A 19,085-nucleotide genomic window follows, 5' to 3' on the forward strand; every position below is an offset into this window, starting at 1 on the left:
GATCGGCGCGCTCGGCAAGCGCCCTGACGGACCGTCATTGTGAAGATGTGGCGCAAGGGGTGAGGGATAGGGCTGATTTTTGCCCGAGTTGATCCATGATTGCAGGCATAAGTCCTGGCCAGAGCTGTGCGGGCTGTGGCTGATTGTCGTGAACGATCAATCGCAACTGCTTGGAATCACTCCCCCTTCTCTATTACCGTTCGATAACGCAGAGCGGTCGTCCCAGCCGTCGCAAGAGACGGCACCGTGCGCGTGCTCGCCCATGAGGAGTGTGCCCCGGTGGCCTCCAACTCGCCTGCCCCTGAAGGCATCGACGTCCAGGAGCAGCCCACCGCCGGAGCCTGGGGCGAGTGGAACCCCACCGAGGACTCGGCCCGGCCGCCACGCGGCAAGCACCGCGTGCTCAAGCAGCGCGGAGGACTGGCCCGTTCCTCCACCGTCCTCGGCGTCGGCGTGATCGCCGCGGTCGGCGCGGGAGGCATCGCCACCGCGCAGGACCGGCCCCAGGTCGCCATATCCCTGCCGTCGCTGCCGGCCCTGCCTGACCTCCCGGAGGCCCTGGGAGGCGCGGACCAGTCCACCGCGGACCAGTCCACCGCGGACTCCGGCGCCGCCGCCGCGCGCTCCGCCGAGCCGGCGCGGTCGGGGATCATCCCGCAGCAGGCCGACCGCCGCTCCGACGCGGGCGAGCTGTTGCGCAGCCGGATCCTCCAGCAGGCCGACTCCCAGCACGAGGCCGCCGCGGCCCAGGAGCGGGCCGAAGCCGAACGGGTGGCCCAGGAGGCCGCGGCCCAGCAGGCCCGCGACGCCCGGGCCGCCAAGGAGGCGGCGCAGAAGGCGGCCGCGGAAGCCGCCGAGAAGGCCGCGGCCGAGGAAGCGCGCAAGGCGCAGGAGGCCAAGGAGGCCGCCGAGGCCAAGGCCAAGGCGGAGGCGGCAGCCCGGTCGGCGGGCTCCTTCTTCCTGCCCACCTCGGCCTACACCCTCACCTCGCACTACGGCGACTCCGGCTCGATGTGGTCCTCCGGCCACCACACCGGCCTCGACTTCGCCGCCCCGACCGGCACCCCCGTCAAGGCGGTCGGCGCCGGAAAGATCATCTCGGCCGGCTGGTCCGGGGCCTACGGCTACCGCATCGTGCTGGAGCTCCCCGACGGCACCGAGATCTGGTACTGCCACCTGTCCTCGATGTCGGTGACCGGCGGCTCCGTCGCCGGGGGCGACACCATCGGCCGGGTCGGCGCGACCGGCAACGTCACCGGCCCCCACCTCCACCTCGAAGTCCGCCGGGGCGGCGTCACGGTGGACCCGCTGACATGGCTGAAGGCACGGGGCCTGAACGTCTAGGACCCGGAACCCGGTCCGGTACGAGGCCCAGCGCCGGCCCGCCCGGCCCGCCCGGGGGACCCGGCGGCCGCAGGGGGTCGAACCAGGGCGGGAGCAGGTCCTCCAGCACCGCGGCCCGGGACAGCGCCGGGCCCGCCGTCGCGCGGCGCAGCCAGAGCCGGCGCAGCAACTCCCGTTCCCGCCGGGCGAAGTCCGGCTCACGGCCGGGGCCGCCGCTGCGCGCCCGGTGACGTAGCAGGGCCAGGGCCGCGGCATCGGCCTCGTACAGGGCGACCGCCCGCCCCGCGGGCCGGCCCCCGGTGCTCCGGGCCAACGCGCGGGCCAGGGAGCGCGCGGGCATCGACACCAGCGCGGGGACCTCGGCCGGGTTCAGCCAGCCGGCCGCCGCGTACACGGCGAGTTCCCCGGCGACGGCCCGCAGCCGGCGGCGCCGTATCCACACGGCCAGCCAGGCCAGCAGCCCGAACACCGGGACCATCACGCATCCGTAGACCACGTAGAACCCGGACTCGCCCAGGTCCGAGGAGCTGTTCCACAGCGCGTGCAGCCCCATGGCCGAGGCGAGGCCGAGCAGTGGCAGGCCGATCCGGCGCGTCCGGCGCACGGCGAGCGCGGCGGCGCCGAAGCCGAGACCGGTGGCCACGGTGAACAGTGGATGGGCGAAGGGGGACATGACGCCCCGGACGAAGAACGTCGCGGCCGTCACGGAGTTCAGCACCCCGGTGCCGTTCTCGACGTCCTGGACGAAGGCGTTGCCCAAGTAGAGGATGTTCTCGGTGAAGGCGAAGCCGGTGGCGGTGAAACCGGCCATCACGAAACCGTCGGAGGGGCCGGTGAACTGGCGTCTCCTGAACAGGAACACCAGCAGCAGGGCGGCCGCCTTGGCACTCTCCTCGACCACCGGGGCGATCGCCACCGAACCGAGCTGGTCGGCGTCGGAGGGATCGGCGGTGGCCGCGGCTATCCATTGGGTCGCGAAACTGTTGGCCAGTATGGCGATCAGCGCCGCGGCGCAGGCCCCCCAGCCGAAGCAGAAGGACAGCTGCGCCCACGGATGCGGCGCGGCTCGCCCCACCCAGCGGAACGCGGCGACGAGCGGAGCCACCGGCAGCAGGGCCAGACCCAGGCCGACGAAGAAGCCGGGCGTACCGGTCTGTTCGCGCACGAGCTCCAGGATCGCGATGCCGCAGGCGCCGAGCAGCACGACGAGCACGTACGTGCGCAAGGCGCCTGCGGTACGCGGCACGCGGCGCGGCAGCCGGGGCGGCCGGGTTGCTCGGGGCACGTGATGACTCTACCGAGCGGACCCGACACGCGGAGTGATGTCCTCAGTTCTGGGCGTTACCGGTACGCCGGAACAGCAGATCGTGTACGACGTGCCCCTTGTCGAGGCCCTGCCCCTCGAAGCGGGTGAGCGGCCGGAAGCCGGGCCGCGGCGCGTAACCGCCGTCGGCCTGCGTGTTCTCGAACTCCGGCTGGGCCGTCAGCACTTCGAGCATCTGCTCGGCGTACGGCTCCCAGTCGGTCGCGCAGTGCAGGATCGCCCCGGGCGCCATGCGGGTGGCGGCCAGCGCGAGGAACTCGGGCTGGATCAGGCGCCGCTTGTGGTGGCGGGCCTTGGGCCAGGGGTCCGGGAAGTACACGCGGAGCCCGGCGAGGGAGTCCGGGGGCAGCATCTCGCGGAGCAGGATGATGGCGTCCCCGTTCGCGACGCGGACATTGGTCATCCCGCCCCGCTCGGCGAGGGCGAGCAGATTTCCCTGCCCGGGGGTGTGCACGTCGGAGGCCAGGATCCCGGTGCCCGGGTCGGCGGCGGCCATCTGCGCGGTGGCCTCGCCCATGCCGAAGCCGATCTCCAGGACGACGGGAAGCCCGTCGAACATCTCCTTCAGATCGATCACCTCGTGCCCGTCGATATCGAGCCCCCAGGTCTTCCAGAGCCGCTTCAGGGCTTCGCCCTGCCCGGTGGTCACCCGGCTGCGACGGGGCTGGAAGCTCCGGATCCGCCGCTCGTGATGCGATCCCGCCGGGTCGGGCGCGGGCCCGTCGGGGAACCGGGGCTCGGTACGCCACTTCGGCGGCACGTAGGTGGAGGTCGCCTCAGGCGCGGGCTCGGCGGCGGGATTCTGGGGACTCAGAGACTCAGACACAATCCCCGGATTCTACGCGCGCCCGGTCGCACCCGGTGTGGTGCCAAACCCAGGGGTCCGACGCCGATCCAGCGGCCCGGCGCGAATCCAGCCGTCCGGCGTTTGAGGACCGGGGTCTGGGGCGGAGCCCCAGGGTCTTCGGGGTCCGGGCAGCGCCCGGGGAACGGTGGAAGGGCGGGTAGGGGACAGCCCCGCGCAGCGGTGAACCGTGCACCGGCCGGGCGGGGCCCGGGCCAAGGCAAGCCCCGCAGGGCTACAGGCTGCGCAGAGACTTGAGCGCCCGCCCGGCGATCTCCCGCCCGATGGGCAGCGAAGCGGTGGCCGCGGGCGAAGGCGCGTTCAGCACGTGCACCATCCGCTCCCCCTCCCGGATCAGGAAGTCGTCCACCAGCCCCCCGTCCCGCAGCACGGCCTGCGCCCGCACTCCCGCCGCCGCGGGCACCAGATCTTCCGCGCGCACCGCCGGCAGCAGTCTCCGTACCGCCTCGACGAACGCCGCCTTCGACAGCGACCGCCGTACCTCACCGGCTCCGTACCGCCAGTGCCGCGCGGCCATCCGCCAGGATCCCGGCCAGGCCAGCTCGTCCGCGAGGTCCCGCGGCCGGACCACGCCCCAGCCGTACCCCTCGCGCGCCAGCGCCGGCACCGCGTTCGGCCCGACGTGGACTCCGCCGCCGATGCCCCGGGTCAGGTGGACGCCGAGGAAGGGGAACGCCGGGTCCGGCACCGGGTAGACCAGCCCGCGCACCAGCTCGGGCTGGGCCAGGTCGTAGTACTCGCCCCGGAACGGCAGGATCCGCATCCCCGGGTCATCGCCGGCCAGCCGCGCGATCCGGTCGCACTGCAGCCCCGCGCAGTTCACCAGCACCCGCGCGCGCACGACCAGCCCACCGGTCGTCCGCACGGCCACGCCCGAGGCCCGCCGCGAGATCAGATCGACGGCGCCGCCGTAGACGATCTCGGCCCCCGAGGACTCCGCGAGCTGCTGCGCGACCCGCCCGTAGTCCACGATCCCCGTGGTCCCGACGTGGATCGCCGCGAGCCCGCGCACCTCGGGCTCGTACTCCGAGATCTGCGTCGGCCCCAGCTCCCGCACCGGGATGCCGTTCTCCCGGCCCCGCTGCACGAGCGCGTGCAGTCGCGGCAGCTCGTCCCGCCGGGTGGCGACGATGAGCTTGCCCGTCACCTCGTGCGGGATGCCGTGCTCCGCGCAGAACTTGACCATCTCGGCCGCGCCGCGCACCGCGAAGCGCGCCTTGAGCGAGCCCGGCTTGTAGTAGATCCCGCTGTGGATCACACCGCTGTTGCGGCCCGTCTGGTGCCGCGCGGGGCCGTCCTCCTTCTCCAGGACGACCACCCGGGTCCCCGGAGCGAGCCCCGCGAGGGCATGCGCCGTCGACAAGCCGACGATCCCGCCGCCGATCACCAGCACGTCGCAGTCCAGCCTGCCCAGTCTGCTCATGCCGTCCACGCCGCCGCCCACACTGACACCTCCCACCCCTGCATAGTGCACCCCGCCACTGACAGCGCGGCCACGCGGGGCCTATGCCGGGGTTACCAGCAGAGGCCTGGCCCGCTCGCGCAGTTCGGCGACGCGCGGTTCGTGCCCGTACGGTTCCAGCCGGTGCAGGAGGTCCCGTACGTACTCCGTCGTCCGGGCCGACGAGATCCGCCCGGCGACCTCGACCGCCCGGGTTCCCGCCGCGCACGCCGCGTCGAGGTTGCCGGACTCCAGCTCGGCCACCGCGCTCACGACGAGCCGCAGCCCGTGTGATCGTACGTACTCCTCCGTCGGCCGGGACAGTGCCTGTTCCGTGAAACGCCGTACCTGGCGCGGGAGTTTGAGATCGCTGTAGCACTCGGCCGCGTCCGCCGCGAAGCGGTCGTACGAGTAGAAGCCCAGCCAGGTCGGGTCGGCGTCGCCGTCCCGGGCCCGTTCCAGCCAGCCCTCGGAGGCCCTCAGTGCCGCCCCGGCGGCCACCGAATCGCCCGCCTTCGCGTGGGCGCGGGCCTCGACGAGGCGGAAGAAGCTCATCGTCCGCGCGGTGGCCAGACCCCGGTTGCGCTCGACGGCGGCCTGCGCGAGGTCCACGCCCTCGTCCGGGAAGTCCCGGTAGGTGGCCTGCAGCGACATCGACGCCAGCACGTACCCGCCGAGCGGTACGTCGGCCGCGGCGCGGGCCAGGCGCAGCGCCTGGATGTAGTAGCGCTGGGCGGCTTCCTGCTGCCCGGTGTCGAAGGCCATCCAGCCGGCCAGCCGGGTCAGTTCGGCGGTGGCGCCGAAGAGCGCGCGGCCCACTTCGTCGGTGTAGGAGCCGAGGAGCAGCGGCGCGGCGTCCACCCGGAGGCACTCGGGCACCATCGAGGAACGCCAGTCGCCGCCCCCGTACTTGGAGTCCCAGCGGCGGGCGTCCTCGGCGGCCTCGCGTAGCTTGGCCACATCGCTGTGGCCCACGCGCTGCGGGCCCCCGGCATCGGGCGGGGCCGGAGCCGTCGGCGTCGGCGTCGGCGTTTCGCGCGAAGGCTGGGCGGGCACACCCCCGACATGGGCGCCGGGCGGCGCCGGAAGGCCTTCCGGCGGGGCCGCGCCCGGGACCGCTTCGCGTGCCGCCACTTCACGTGCCACCGGTTCACGTGCCACCGGTTCGCGTGTCACTGGTTCGCGTGCCACCGAACTGTCGGCGGGAGATATCAGCCACCGCGAGGCCGGCGTCGCGTAGGCCGACACGGAGAAGGAACCGGCGAGCGACTGCCAGATCCCGCCACCCCCGCGGCGGCCGGCGAGGTCGAGCCGGTAGAGGTCCGTGGCCGAGCGCACGGCGGCGCCGACGTCGCGCGGGAAGGCCAGCCCCACTTCGGGCGCCGGGTCCGCGTCCGCGAGCCCGATCTCGTGCAGCGGCACGGGCCGGCCGAGCTTCGCGCCGATGGCCGCCGCGATCAGGTGCGGGGCGGCGCCCTGCGGCACCATCCCCTTCGACACCCACCGGGCCACCGAGGTCTTGTCGTAGCGGAGGGTCAGACCGCGCTGAGCGCCGAGGTCGTTGACCCGCCGGGCCAGCCCCGCGTTGCTGATGCCCGCGAGGGCGAGGACGGCGCCGAGCTTCTCATTGGGCTCGCGGAGCTCCCTGGACATGCGCCACCCCTCGTCACACGCGGAACGCAGACGCCGCCGGGGCATAGGCGCCCGGCATTTCGTAAACCCAGCGTAGTTCCCCGCCTCCCAAGCGTTAAGGCCCCCTGTTCCGTATGGCGGGATTGTTGTCCGTATGCACAGTCGGGCGGGGCCCGGGGCCGGGGCGCACGTGTCAGCGCGTGCTCCACCTGTGTGGCCGTGCGCCCGCCCGTGCGCTCTGGCCGCTGCGGGGGCCCGGCGATTCGATGTGCGGTGCGTGGGTCGGCCCGCCGCGTGGACCGGGCGGGCCGGGGGATGCCGCTGCCTCAATCCCCGCGGGTGGCGGAACGGTCCGGGGGGTGGATTCCGCCCCCCGGACCGCGCACCGCCGGGCGGACCGTGCGGCGGACCCGCGGGATTGCGCCCGGGGCGCCGCGCAGGGCTCTCAGTACGGCCGAAGAATGGCCGAAACCGACCTATGGGGCGGTCGGAACGGAACGCCAAATACCGCATGGCCGGGGCGTGTTCGTTTATACGTGCGCCCCCCTTACCCACTCCCGCACGCCTGTCTCGTGGCAGCATGGACCCCGAGCCACCCGGGGTCCCTCCGGCCCGCGCCCAGAGCGCCGGCCGCGCGGTTCGCACCCCGGTCAGGTGCCCACGGGCTGGGGAGGCGGCGGTGCGCTGGTTGGTGGGTTGGAGCAGTATCGCCGCGAGCTTCGGCACGGCCGGACGGGTCGCGGGGCACGGCGCTGCGTACGCCTCCGACCAGGGTGCTTACGGCTCGGGCCACGGTTCCGGGAACGGCCACGCCTCCGGGAACGGCCACGGATCGGCGAACGGCTACGCCTCCGGAACCGGAAACGGCTACGCCTCCGGGCACGGCTCCGGCCCCGACCCCTGGGGCGACGGCCAGCTCCGCGGGGGCCTCGCCGACGCCGGCCACCCCGACGAACCGGGCGCCGCCGACGCCGACCGCACCGTGGTCCCCGTCGGCGCCCAGCTCCTGTGGGGCGACCCCGACCCCCTGTGGGCCGTCGGGGACTGGCGCCCGGACGAGATCCGCACCCTCACCGCCGATCCCGCGGACCCCTTCACCCGCCTCGCCGTCCTCGGCTGCTGCGGCGCCACCGACGAGGAACTGCGCCGCGCGCTCTACGCCGCCCGCGGCGGCGCGCTGCGCCACCTCACCCAGTGGCCCGGCAGCTACACCGCCGTCGTCCAGGCCGGCCGCCGCATCACGGTCGTCGGCGACCTGGCCGGCGCCCGGCCCGTCTTCTACACGCCCTGGGCGAGCGGCACCGCGTACGCCACCGCCGCCCTCCCGCTCGCCGACCTGATCGAGGCGCAGCTCGACATCGGCCATCTCGCCGCCCTGCTGGCCTGTCCCGACAGCCCGGAGGCGCTGGGCGACGGCACACCGTACGTCGGCGTGCGCCGCATCCCGCCCGGGCACGCGCTGATCCTGCGCGAGGGCTCGCGGGAGATCACCGGGTACGAGCCGATGGCCTCCCTCGCGGTGGCCGCCCCCACCGCCGACCCCGAGCTCGCGGTGGAGGGCGTACGGGAAGCTTTGGTCGACGCGGTGCGCGCCCGGCTCACGGCTCCGCGGCATGCTCCCGAGACGCTGCCCTACGACCCCGGGCCCGTCCCCGGAATGGGCCCGGCGGACCGGCGGGCCGCGCGCGGCGCCCCCGCGCCCGTCCCCGGAGTCGGCGCGGACCTCTCCGGCGGCAGCGCCTCCGCGACCCTGGCGCTGCTCGCCGCCGGCCTGCCGGGCGCACCCGGAGCCCTGCTCGGCCGCACCGGGGAACGCCTCCTCGCCGTCACCTTCAACGACCTGGCCACCCCCCGGGGCCGCGAACCCGAACTGGAACGCGCCCACGCGATCGCCTCCGACCCCCGCCTGCACCACGTGGTCGTGGCCGCGGCCGAGGAAGCCCTCCCGTACGCCGACCTCGACGGCCCGCTGACCGACGAACCCGGCCCCTCCCTCATCTCCGCCGCCCGCGAGCGCCGCCGCCTCGCGGCCGGCTCGGCGGACCACTTCACCGGACACGGAGCCCGCCAGGTCCTCGACGCCCACCCCGCCCGGCTCGCCGACCTCCTGCTCGACCGGCGCCGGCGCCACCTGCTGCGCCCCACCCTGGCCCTCGCCCGCTCCGCCCCGTCCGAGGGCGACTCCCCGCTGGTCCCCTTCCTGGTCCCCCTCACCGTGTACGCGGCCGCCCGCCGCCTGGCCCGTACGCCGTACCGCGCCGGCCTGGAGGCGGCGGCGGCCCGCCTGCGCGACGGCATCCCGGCCGCGGGCCCCGGCTCACCGGTGGACGCCTCACTCGCGGCCCTGACCTGGTCCCGGCCGGGCCCGGCGGCGGCCTGGCTGACGGGCGAGGCGCTGGCCGAGGTGTCGATCCGCCTGACGGCCGCCGCCGGCCGGCCTCCCCTTTCCCTCCGCCCCGGGGAGGCCCGGGCCCGCGCCGTCCTGGCCCGGCACGCCGCCGACCACCGGGTCTTCGAGCAGGCCGTGGAGGTGCGCAGCCAGCGACTGCACGCCCCGTTCCTGGACAACCAGGTCGTACGGGCCGCCCGGGCCCTGCCCGAATCCCTGCGCGTCCAGCCCGGCGCCCGTGCGGCGGTCCTGCGCGCGGTCCTGTTTTCGGCCGGGGTCAGGGACCTCCCCGCGGGGTGGGGCGCGACGGCCCACGCCCCGAACGAATCGGCGACCCGCCTGGGACTGCGCGCGGCCCTCCCGCACCTCCTGGCCCTCTTCGCGTCCCCGCTCCTGGCGGACGCGGGCCTGATCGAAGCCCGGGTCGTCCGCCAGGCCCTGCTGGACGCGGCGGACGGCCGCCCGGTCCCGCTCGACGGAATCGCCGAACTCGTCTCGATGGAACTGTGGCTGACCCGTCTCCTGGCGCGCCGGGGCACCTGCTGGACCGGCACCTCCACCCCCCGCCGCAGAGCGGTCCCCACAGGAGTCCCGCTCCGCCGCCCGGCCCTGTCCTGATCCCGGGGCCCGGGTGTCCGGCGAGCACGTTCAAGCCGACGATTCCGCCCGTGCTCGCCCCCACACGGCCGCCTGGTCGATGCCGAGAACTGGCATGCGGGCGAGCTCGAAGCACGTGGAGCCCGCTTCGCAAGGAGAGAAGAGGGGCCCTCAGCGGCAGCTGATGACGGAGTCGGCCCAGGTCGCCAGCGTCGGCAGGCGGCCGCCCTCCGCGCGTTCCACGACCAGGCGCAGCGCCTTGTGCCCGGCGAGGGAGACGGACACGTGCGCCGCCGGGTCCTCGTACCCCAGGGCGCGGGACTGCCACAGCCGCCGCCCGTCCGCGTACACGGAGAAGCGGACCGTGCCGTCCGTGAGCAGTGACATGCCGTCCACACCGGCCCGTGCCGAGAAGACGGCACAACTCCGGTTGAGGGTGATCTCCACGGAGGAACGGGAGTTGACGGTGATCCCGTGCGTGTAGCGCTGCCCGCCGATCATCGGCCCCCAGCGCTGCCACACCCAACTGCTGCGCCAGGTCTCGATCTCGGGGCCGTCGTGGCTCCCGTAGGCGGACTGCCCCAGTGAGGAGAGCCGGAACCCCTGAGGGGCCTGCGGCGGCGGCTTGGGCGGCGCCGGCTTGGGCGGAGGCACAGGACGGGGCGTGGGGCTCGGCGTGGGACTCGGCTTCGGCTTCGGCGTCGGTGCCCGGCTCGGACTCGGAGCGGGCGAGGACCGCTGCGGGCTCCGCGAGGGCGTCGGCGCGGCCGGCGCGACGGCCACCGGCGGCGTCTGCTTCCTCGGGGGCGGTACGGATCCACGCGCCGCCGGCGGCTCCGCCCGCGACGGCCCGGGCTCCGGCGCGGCGGGGGCCGGACTCCCCGGCACCGGTACGGCCACACCCGGCGCCGGGTTCGCGCGCACGGCCGGAGCGGTGTCGTCACCGGCCAGCGCGAACACCACGCCGGCGGCCGCGGCCACCACGACCCCGGCGGCGATGGCCGCCTTGGCAGGCAACCCGAGCCCCTCCGAAACCGCGGCTCCGCCGACCCCACCGGCCCCGCTCCCACCAGCAGCCCCACCGGCAGCCCCACCAGCGGCCCCGGCCCCGGCGGCCCCGGCCCCGGCGGCCCCGGCACCGGCCGTGGACCCGCCCGCACCCGCGGCGGCAGCGGCCCCGGCACCACCCGCGGCGACGGCCCCGCCGACCACCACTCCTGCCGCCTTGGCCGCGTACCCGGCGGCGAACCACCCGATGACGGCGACCGGCAGCAGCGCGGGAATGCCCGCGTTGACGTCCTTGAGCTCCCCCGCGGCGAGCCGGCACCGGGCGCACTCTTCGAGGTGCTTGCGCAGCCCCCGCTCGGCCCGCATCCGCAAGCCGCCGCGGGCGTACGCCCCCAGCCGGTCGGCGTACCGGGCGCAGTCCCCGCCGGAGCTCAGCGCGGTGCTCACATGGGCCTGGAGGTACGCCTGCTTGAGGCCCTCGCGGGCCCGGCTCGCCAGTACCGCGGTGGCGTTCGCGCTCAGCCCGAAGAGCGGGGCGATCGAGCTCGGCGACGCCTCCTCGACGGTGGTGTGCCAGAGCACGGCCTGCCACCGCTCGGGCAGGCTCCGGAAGGCCTGCATCGCGAGGGTCTGCTCGGCCTCGTGCATGGCCCTGACATCGGCGCCCACTTCGAGGGTGTCGTCGCCCGCCCGGACGGGCAGCCCGACCGCGCCGTCGCCGGACCCGGAGGCCTGCTCCGCGAACAGTGCGAAGTCCTCGACCAGATGCTCCCGCTTCGCTGTTTTCGCCCAGGCGGCGGCGACCCGGCGCACGGTGGTCAGCAGATAGGCGCGCACCGACTGGTCCGGACCCGCCCCGCCCCGTACGGCCTGGAGGGTCCGCGCGAACACCTCGGCCGTCAGATCGTCGGCGGTGTGCCCGTCGCGGCAGCAGGTGCGGGCATAGCGGCGCACGGCATCGGAGTGGCGGCGGAACAGTTCCTCGTAGGCCCCGTCGTCGCCTCCGCGCATCCGGGCGATCAAGTCCCCGTCGGAAGGCGGAAGTTCGCCGCTGACCCCGGCGGCGTGCCGGCCACCCGGTTCGCGCTGCGCCGGTACCTGTCGCGCGGGCAGGCTGCCCGCATCGACCTCGCCGCCGGCGCCACCGTGTGGCTCTTCCCGCCCGTCAACGCTCATCGCGGAGGCCCTCGCACGACACACTCAACCGGTACACCGATCCAGCGTGTCACACGGCGGCCACGCGCCGAAGCCGGTCTCCACACCTTCCACTCATCCGGGCAAGCCCCGGCGAATTGCCGTACGAAACCTCACCCGTTCGAGCGAGAGTCCCCGACCAGGAACCGGTTGACGCCCACACGAAACAGGTCCTCAACCCGCCCGCCGGCCGGACCACCCGGTCCGCGAACCACACGTCCCGGGCGCCCGGGCGTGAGGAGCCCCGACCTACGCCGTCCCAGCCTGAGCCGTCCCGGCCTAAGCCGTCCGGGACCGCAGCCCCTCCAGCAGGATGTCGAGCAGCCGAGCGGAAGCCGCCGCCTGCTGCGCCGCGTCCGGCAGCGCGGGCGCGGCCGTCGCTATCACCAGCAGCACATCGGCCACCGTGACATCGGCGCGCAGCGCCCCGGCCTCCCGGGCCCGGTCCACGAGGCGGCCGACGACCTCCAGCAGCTCACCCGCGCCCGCGTCCTCGGAGGGCTCGTCGTCCAGGCCGGTCCGCGCGGCGGTGACGACCCGCAGATCGGGTGCTCCGCCGGCCACGACGACCTGACGCTGATGCGGAACGCGCGCGGCCTCGTCGACCGCCACCGCCCCGTGGGACCCCTCCGCCCCGTCGACCCCGTCCTCGCCGACCCGCAGCACCTGCGGCGGCAGCAGCCGGCCGGCGCCCGAGGCCACGGAGGTGCGCAGGAAGCGCGACAGCGCCTGCCACGGCTCCTCCTCCTGGCCGAGAGCCGTACGGGCCTGCTCGGTCAGCCGGGAGGTCTCCTCCTCGGCTATCCGCCGGACCAGGACGTCCTTGCTGGGGAACCGTCGGTACACGGTGCCGACGCCGACCCGTGCGCGGCGTGCGACGTCCTCCATCGGAGCCCCGTAGCCGAGCTCACCGAAGACCTCGCGGGCCGCGCGAAGTACGTGTTCGAGATTGCGCTGTGCGTCGACGCGCAGCGGCGTGGAGCGACCCACGCCGTGTGTGGTGGCGCCGCCGGCCATCAAACGCCCGTGGCCGTCGGTCGCGGAAGCGGCCGAAGACAGAGCGGTGCCAGAAGCATGGAAATCGGAAATGTGCATATGTATCCCCCGGTAATCATTTGTCTCCCCCCGGAGACACTCCCCGCCTTCATGTCGAGGGGGGCCACGGTCATGCGGGCCCTGGTCCTACTCCTCGACGAGTTACGAACATAGTTGAGCCAGAGTCAATTCAGAAGAGGCAGCCCCGGACGGACCACCGCCCGATCGGAGCATTCACCCGCAATTTTCCGCTCGAAGCCCCCGGAAGCACACATTCCGTACCGTCTGACCTGCGCACCTTCCCTTCCATCCGCACCCCCCGACCACCTCGCCCCGCCGTCCCCTCCGGTCACACAATTTGTCGGGCCTGTGGACAAACTCCCGGCCACGTTGCGTCATGGGACGGTGAAGGCTGCTAACTCCCGGGGCACGACCCCCGGTACCCCGCCCCGTACGCGGATCCTCATCGTCGGCGGCGGCTACGTAGGCATGTACACGGCACTTCGGCTCCAGCGAAAGCTGAGAGCCGACGAGGCCGAGGTCACGGTGGTCACTCCCGAGCCCTACATGACGTACCAGCCCTTCCTCCCCGAAGCGGCTGCCGGCTCCATTTCCCCGCGCCACGTGGTGGTCCCGCTCCGCCGCGTGCTGCCGAAATGCCGCATCGTCATCGGCGAGGCCCGGCACATCGACCACGCCGCCCGGACCGCGACCGTCACCACCCTCGCCACCGACGAGGAGGGCGGAGGCCCCGTAGAGATCGAGTACGACGAACTGGTCCTCGCCCCCGGCTCGGTCTCCCGCACACTCCCCATTCCGGGACTCGCCGAATACGCCATCGGATTCAAGACCGTGGAAGAGGCCATCGGCCTGCGCAATCACGTCATCGAACAGATGGACATCGCCTCCTCCACCCGCGATCCCGCCCTGCGCGACGCCGCCCTCACCTTCGTCTTCGTCGGCGGCGGCTACGCCGGCGTGGAGGCACTCGGCGAGCTGGAGGACATGGCCCGCTTCGCCGCCCGCTACTACCACAACGTCAAGCCCGAGGACATGAAGTGGGTGCTGGTCGAGGCCAGCGACCGGATCCTCCCCGAGGTCGGCCCGGACATGGGCACGTACACGATCCGCGAACTGCGCCGCCGCGGCATCGACCTGCGCCTGGAGACCCGCCTCGAATCCTGCGAGAACCGGATCGCCGTCCTCAGCGACGGAGCCCGCTTCCCCACCCGTACCGTCGTATGGACCGCCGGCGTCAAACCGCACCCGATCCTCGCCGCCAGCGACCTGCCCAAGAACGAGCGCGGCCGCCTCGCCTGCACCTCCTTCCTCACCGTCGAAGGCGTCGAGCACGCCTGGGCCGCCGGGGACGCCGCCTCCGTCCCCGACATCACCGCCCCGGAGAAGGGCGTCCCCTGCGCCCCGAACGCCCAGCACGCCGTCCGCCAGGCCAAGGTGCTCGCCGACAACCTCGTCTCGTCCCTGCGCGGCGGACTCCTCACCGAGTACGCCCACAAGTACGCGGGTTCCGTGGCCTCCCTCGGACTCCACAAGGGCGTCGCCCACGTCTACGGCCGCAAGCTCAAGGGCTACCCGGCCTGGCTCATGCACCGCGCCTACCACCTCAGCCGCGTCCCGACCCTGAACCGCAAGACGCGCGTGCTCGCCGAGTGGACGCTCTCCGGCCTCTTCAAACGCGAGATCGTCTCGCTGGGATCCCTCGAACACCCCAGGGCAGAATTCGAACTCGCGGCGGGCGGAGGCCCCAAGGACCCTCCGAAGAAGAAGGAAGGCTGATGCTGTCAGTCCCGTCGGCCACACTGGACGTGTGACCATAGGTGGGCTCACACCTGCACAGAGTGACATCAGCGTGACATCCGAGTGCCACCCGATCGCCACCGAGTGACACAGCGACCACGAGCGACACCACGAGGCTTGAAAGCAGTGAACTTCACGCGCTGGAGCGCCCGGTTTCCCGGAACGCAGCGCCGCGCCGCCGCCCGGTCCGAACACGCCGCCGCCCAGGCCAAAAGGGGTGAGGGCTCGGTCCCGGCCGCCCGCGGCGCCGCCGGCCATTCCGCGAGCGGCCCGGACGGCTGCCCCGCCGACCCCACGGTCCGCGGCACCGGTTCCACCCCCGGCACCGGCTGCGTACCGGCCGCCGCGGACGGTACGGGAACCCCCGCGCCCTCCCTCGACGAGCTCTCCGTACGCGAGGTCCTCGACCGCCTCCCGGCCCTCGTCGCCCTCGTGCACGGCCCCGAGCACCGCGTCGCCTACGTCAACGACGCCTACACCGCGGGCTTCGGCGCCCGAGCCCCCGGGGCTCCCGCGCACCTGGCCCTCCCCGAGCTCGGGGAGCTCGGCCTGCTCCCGCTCCTCGACCAGGTCCAGCGCAGCGGCAAGCCGCGTACCGCCAAGAACCGCACCGCGCCGGGCGGCACCAGCTCGTACACGGTCACGTGCACCCCGATCGAGCTCCGCAAGACCAGCGCAGGCACCGGCACCAGCGCAGCCACCGGCTCAAGCGCGGGCGCCGACAGTGAAGCGGAAGCCCACGCCGGCACCGGAGTCCTGATCCACCTCGCCGACGTCACCGACCACGCCGAGGCCGCCGAACGGCTGCGCGCCAGCGAGCGCCGCCAGCGCGAGGCCGCCGTCACCCTCCAGCGCTCCCTCCTCCCGCAGGAACTGGAGCAGCCCGACGACCTGCGCGTCGCCGCCACCTACCAGCCCGGCGGCACCGAAGCCGCCGTCGGCGGCGACTGGTACGACGTCATCACCCTCGGCGCCGGCCGTACGGCCCTCGTCATCGGCGACGTCATGGGCCGGGGCGTCCGCGCCGCCGCCGTCATGGGCCAGCTCCGCACGGCCGTCCGCGCGTACGCCCGCCTCGACCTGCCGCCGCACGAGGTCCTGCAGCTCCTCGATGGCCTCGCGGCCGAGATCGACGCCAGCCAGATCGCCACCTGCGTCTACGCCGTCCACGACCCCAACGAGGGCCTCCTCGCGTACGCCTCCGCCGGCCACCTCCCGATCCTGGTCCGCGACGAGGACGGCACCGTCCGCCGAGCGGCCGACCCCACCGGCCCGCCGCTGGGCACCGGCGGCTGGCTGCACACCTCGGGCACCATCGCCCTGGGCCCCGGCTCCACCGCCGTCCTCTACACCGACGGCCTGGTCGAGCGCCGCGGCGAGGACATCGACGAGGGCGTCGCCGCCCTGGAGCGCGCCCTATCCGGCGCCCAGGGCACCCCCGCCGTGATCTGCGACCGCCTGATGCGCGCCCTCGGCGTCGATGCCGACCACGACGACGACGTCGCCGTGCTGGTCCTCCAGCAGCCCGCCCGCACCGGCGCGGATGCCGAGCTCTTCCACAACGCGGCCCTGGAGCTCCTCGGCGGCATCGAGGCCGCCCCGCGCGCCCGCGCCTTCGCCCAGGGGGTCCTCGCCTCCTGGCGCTTCCCGGTGGAGCTCTGCGACCTGGGAGTACTCGCCGCCAGCGAGCTCGTCGCGAACTCCCTCCAGCACGGCACCCCGCCCATGCGCCTGCGCCTGCGCCGCACCGACCGCCGGCTGATCATCGAGGTCACCGACGGGGACGACCACCTCCCGCGCCGCCGCCGCGCCGAACCGGCCGACGAGACCGGCCGCGGCATCTCCATCGTCGCCACCATCGCCTCCGCCTGGGGTTCGCGCCGCACTCCGGGCGGCGGCAAGGCCGTCTGGTGCGAGTTCGCCCTCCCGGACAAGGACAAGCAGGCGGACAAGTAGCCGGACACGAAGGAGCCCCGGTCCTCGGACCGGGGCTCCTCCATGTCAGCCGCACCTCTATACCGGCGCCCTGCGCCCTGCGACCTGCGATGCCTACGCGGCCACGGGCTCGGAGGCCTTCGCCTGCTCCACCGACCCGGCCACGACCGTGCTCGGGGCCAGCGACGGGTTGTCCTGCACCGGCGTCAGGTGCTTGCCGAGCCGCAGCGCCAGCCCGGCGATGCCGAGCGACACCACGACGAAGACCCCGATGTAGAGCATCGGCACGCCGGCGGCCAGCGGCACACCGAGCGGCCCGAGCGCCAGGGCCATCTGCTTGACCAGCGCGAAGGCCGAGTTGTACTGGCCCACGGACCCCTCCGGAGCCAGATCGGCCACCAGCGGCGCCAGCGTCGGCGACAGCATGGCCTCGCCGATGCCGAAGAGGGCGTACGTGGTCACGAACGCGGCGGCGGCCATGACGGCGCTGCCGTGCCCCAGCCCGGAGAAGGCGGCGATGATCCACGCCACCGTCCAGAGCAGGCCGACCAGTGCGATCACCCGGGACCGGCGGTGGTTCTCGACCAGCCGGAGCACGACGAACTGGGCGAGCACGATCGCCCCGGTGTTGGCGGCGAGGGCGAACCCCAGCGTGGACGGGGAGATCCCGGCGGCCTCGGTCCCGAAGGCGGCGAGACCCGACTCGAACTGCCCGTAACAGGCGAAGAACAGAACGAAGCCGAGGACGCAGAACTGCACCATCGCCTTGTGCTCCATCAGCCGCTTCCAGCCACCGCCGGACTGCGCGGCGTCCTTGGCCAGGGCGTTGCTGATGGCGGGCACCTGCGGCATCCGCACGGTGGCGATGACCCCGGCCAGCACCAGGAACATCACGGCCTCGATGCCGAAGAGCAGGGTGAAACTGGCGGGCCTGCTCTCGTCGACGATGAGCCCGCCGATCAGACCGCCGATGCCCAGACCCAGGTTCTGCATGAAGAACTGCAGCGCGAAGGCGCGGGTCCGGGTGGACGGGGTGGAGCACCGCACGATCATCGTGGCCAGCGCCGGCTGCATGACCGCCTGACCGGCGCCCAGCGCGAGCGCGGAGAGCAGGATGGCGACCACACCGGTGGACAGGCCCAGCGACAGCGCACCGAACGAGGCGACGACGGCCGCGCCGATGACGACGGGGACCGGACCGCGCCGGTCGATCACCCGCCCGGTGAAGGGCAGCGCGAGAAGCGCACCGAGGGCGAAGGCCATGAACGCACCCGTCGCCCACATGGGGTCCAGTTCTCGCACCTTCGCCGCGTAGACGTAGAGGAACGGAACCGTGAAACCGATACCGAACGCGGTCAACGCGTTCCCGGCCTGGATCCTCCGCATCGCAGCGCCCATCACCTTGGTCACTTCTCACCACCTTGATTACTGAAGCTTGAAGACTTCATACCTAAAGTTCGATCCTTAACACTACACACCGAAGGAGTTAGATGCCAACGGCCCCGTGCCATACTTCGAACCATGGGTGACACCCCCGACGGCACTGCGCCCGTCCACGAGCCGAGCCTCGACGAACAGATCGCCGTCTATCAGCGCGAGTTCCAGGACCTCGACCCCCAGGTCGAGAAGGTCGTCTCGGCCCTCAGCCGCCTGAACCGCCGCATGAACGTCGCGTACGGACGCCAGACGGCGGCCCTGGGCATCAGCAACGCGGAGTGGGAGGTCCTCAAGGCCCTCGTCCTCTCCGGAGCGCCGTACCGGATGGGTCCGAGCGAGCTCGCGAAGCAGCTGGGCCTGACGCCGGCGGCGATGACCCACCGGATCGACCGCATGACGGCGGAAGCGCTGGTCACGCGGGAGCGGGACGAAAACAACCGCGTCCGAGTGATCGTGGAGCTCACCGCGGAGGGCCGCAGCAAGTGGCTGGACGCGATGCGCGCGGCGACGGTCTTCGAGGAGGACCTCCTCCAGGACCTCTCCACGGCGGAGCGGGGCGTACTGGGCGACATGCTCACCCGCCTCCTGGACCGCGTAGAGGACCTCCAGTCTCCGCACTGACCGCCCAGCGGCCCTGCTCCAACTCTCGGGTTGACACGGGCCCCGTGGGTCCGTAAGGTTCTTCGAGTTGTCCCTGAGCCGAAAGGTTTCGGAGACAACAAATCCCGCCGCCTCGTTGCGGCACCCAACTCAGCAAGATCTCCCACTGGGAACGTATTCGGCATGCCCGAATTCATTCCTGAAGGTCGATTATGAATCGCCCGGGAAATCCACTAGAGTTCGGGAGTCGGAAGGGCCCAACAGCCCGGAAGGCAAAACCCGCTGACTGGGAGTCAGGCCCGAAAGAGTCTGATAGAGTCGGAGACACAAGAACGAACGAAACGCCCGGAGGAAAACCCGCGAGGGTGAGTACAAAGGAAGCGTCCGTTCCTTGAGAACTCAACAGCGTGCCAAAAATCAACGCCAAAAAGTTGATACCCCGTCCATTTCGGTGGATGAGGTTCCT

General features: G+C 73.2%; 12 protein-coding genes. 5 read left to right on the plus strand and 7 right to left on the minus strand.

What is annotated here, in order from left to right; translation table 11 throughout:
* The first annotated feature begins 279 nt into the window (after nt 1–279).
* Complete coding sequence (locus ACIQV3_RS12080) at nt 280–1,344, plus strand: M23 family metallopeptidase (protein ID WP_403712267.1); 1,065 nt, start codon at nt 280–282, stop codon at nt 1,342–1,344.
* Here the strand turns inward: ACIQV3_RS12080 and ACIQV3_RS12085 are convergent.
* The 4 genes from ACIQV3_RS12085 to ACIQV3_RS12100 all read right to left on the minus strand — a co-directional run bounded on the left by ACIQV3_RS12085 (nt 1,295) and on the right by ACIQV3_RS12100 (nt 6,627).
* Nucleotides 1,295–2,629 (minus strand): PrsW family intramembrane metalloprotease, encoded by a 1,335-nt coding sequence (locus tag ACIQV3_RS12085; RefSeq protein WP_403712269.1) that lies wholly within the window; start codon nt 2,627–2,629, stop codon nt 1,295–1,297. The genes ACIQV3_RS12080 and ACIQV3_RS12085 overlap by 50 nt on opposite strands.
* Nucleotides 2,630–2,672: 43 nt before the next feature.
* Nucleotides 2,673–3,494, minus strand: a complete 822-nt coding sequence (trmB, locus tag ACIQV3_RS12090) for a tRNA (guanosine(46)-N7)-methyltransferase TrmB (RefSeq protein ID WP_403712271.1) — start codon at nt 3,492–3,494, stop codon at nt 2,673–2,675.
* Nucleotides 3,495–3,747: 253 nt separating this feature from the next.
* The gene (gene lhgO / locus ACIQV3_RS12095; RefSeq protein WP_403712313.1) at nt 3,748–4,956 is read right to left on the minus strand and encodes an L-2-hydroxyglutarate oxidase; all 1,209 of its coding nucleotides are present in this window, start codon (nt 4,954–4,956) and stop codon (nt 3,748–3,750) included.
* A gap of 81 nt (nt 4,957–5,037) precedes the next feature.
* Nucleotides 5,038–6,627: a sporulation protein gene (locus ACIQV3_RS12100; protein WP_403712273.1), complete on the minus strand. Its 1,590-nt coding sequence runs from the start codon at nt 6,625–6,627 to the stop codon at nt 5,038–5,040.
* Nucleotides 6,628–7,285: 658 nt separating this feature from the next.
* On the opposite strand from ACIQV3_RS12100, the gene ACIQV3_RS12105 reads away from it, so the two are divergent.
* A complete protein-coding gene (locus tag ACIQV3_RS12105) occupies nt 7,286–9,613 on the plus strand; it encodes an asparagine synthase-related protein (RefSeq protein WP_403712275.1) in 2,328 nt (775 codons plus the stop codon).
* A gap of 150 nt (nt 9,614–9,763) precedes the next feature.
* Here the strand turns inward: ACIQV3_RS12105 and ACIQV3_RS12110 are convergent, their stop codons facing one another.
* Both ACIQV3_RS12110 and ACIQV3_RS12115 read right to left on the minus strand, forming a co-directional pair.
* Nucleotides 9,764–11,776, minus strand: coding sequence for a sigma-70 family RNA polymerase sigma factor (locus ACIQV3_RS12110; protein ID WP_403712277.1), 2,013 nt, complete (start codon nt 11,774–11,776; stop codon nt 9,764–9,766).
* A gap of 297 nt (nt 11,777–12,073) precedes the next feature.
* On the minus strand, nt 12,074–12,889 hold the full coding sequence (locus ACIQV3_RS12115; RefSeq protein ID WP_403712279.1) for a TetR/AcrR family transcriptional regulator: 816 nt from the start codon (nt 12,887–12,889) through the stop codon (nt 12,074–12,076).
* Between the two features lie 345 nt (nt 12,890–13,234).
* Between ACIQV3_RS12115 and ACIQV3_RS12120 the strand changes: the two genes are divergently transcribed.
* Complete coding sequence (locus tag ACIQV3_RS12120; RefSeq protein ID WP_403712281.1) at nt 13,235–14,626, plus strand: NAD(P)/FAD-dependent oxidoreductase; 1,392 nt, start codon at nt 13,235–13,237, stop codon at nt 14,624–14,626.
* Between the two features lie 147 nt (nt 14,627–14,773).
* The gene (locus ACIQV3_RS12125) at nt 14,774–16,603 is read left to right on the plus strand and encodes a SpoIIE family protein phosphatase (RefSeq protein WP_403712283.1); all 1,830 of its coding nucleotides are present in this window, start codon (nt 14,774–14,776) and stop codon (nt 16,601–16,603) included.
* Nucleotides 16,604–16,696: 93 nt separating this feature from the next.
* Here ACIQV3_RS12125 and ACIQV3_RS12130 read toward each other — a convergent pair whose 3' ends face one another.
* Nucleotides 16,697–17,980, minus strand: a complete 1,284-nt coding sequence (locus tag ACIQV3_RS12130; protein ID WP_403712314.1) for an MFS transporter — start codon at nt 17,978–17,980, stop codon at nt 16,697–16,699.
* 123 nt (nt 17,981–18,103) lie between these two features.
* Between ACIQV3_RS12130 and ACIQV3_RS12135 the strand changes: the two genes are divergently transcribed.
* On the plus strand, nt 18,104–18,640 hold the full coding sequence (locus tag ACIQV3_RS12135; RefSeq protein ID WP_327253600.1) for a MarR family transcriptional regulator: 537 nt from the start codon (nt 18,104–18,106) through the stop codon (nt 18,638–18,640).
* The last annotated feature ends 445 nt before the right edge of the window (nt 18,641–19,085 follow it).

The sequence above is a fragment of the Streptomyces sp. NPDC099050 genome, from assembly GCF_044759865.1.
Classification (GTDB): Bacteria; Actinomycetota; Actinomycetes; order Streptomycetales; family Streptomycetaceae; genus Streptomyces.

Bases quoted from the DNA above. Each gene is read 5' to 3' on its own strand.
- ACIQV3_RS12110 (WP_403712277.1), bottom strand. From the start codon at position 11,776: ATGAGCGTTGACGGGCGGGAAGAGCCACACGGTGGCGCCGGCGGCGAG.
- lhgO (WP_403712313.1), bottom strand. From the start codon at position 4,956: ATGAGCAGACTGGGCAGGCTGGACTGCGACGTGCTGGTGATCGGCGGC.
- ACIQV3_RS12130 (WP_403712314.1), bottom strand. From the start codon at position 17,980: ATGGGCGCTGCGATGCGGAGGATCCAGGCCGGGAACGCGTTGACCGCG.
- ACIQV3_RS12135 (WP_327253600.1), top strand. From the start codon at position 18,104: ATGGGTGACACCCCCGACGGCACTGCGCCCGTCCACGAGCCGAGCCTC.
- ACIQV3_RS12115 (WP_403712279.1), bottom strand. From the start codon at position 12,889: ATGCACATTTCCGATTTCCATGCTTCTGGCACCGCTCTGTCTTCGGCC.
- ACIQV3_RS12100 (WP_403712273.1), bottom strand. From the start codon at position 6,627: ATGTCCAGGGAGCTCCGCGAGCCCAATGAGAAGCTCGGCGCCGTCCTC.